1 pseudogene is annotated in these 247 nt (G+C 36.4%); it reads right to left on the bottom strand.

What is annotated here, in order from left to right:
- Positions 1-247, bottom strand: a pseudogene (locus AC0IXC_RS29310) (MFS transporter); the annotation flags it as partial.

The following is a 247-nucleotide window of genomic DNA, read 5'->3' as shown; positions in this document are numbered from 1 at the left end:
TAATAAGCATCCCTGTAATAATTTGTGGTTTCACACCAATTTTTAATACAAGCTGACCACCGATAATACTCATAAAGATCATTGTAATCATCATCGGTGTCATAATCGTTCCTGATTCAGCAGCACTTAAGCCTACAATTCCTTGCATAAAGAACGGTACGAACATAATTGCTCCAACCATTCCGATACTCATAAAGAAACCGATCGCATTCAGTAGTGTAAATGTACGGTTTTTAAAGAAGTGCAT

It is taken from the genome of Bacillus sp. AC266 (genome assembly GCF_979253805.1).
Note: the sequence above shows the minus strand (reverse complement) of the source record. Positions and strands in the feature narration are given on the sequence as shown.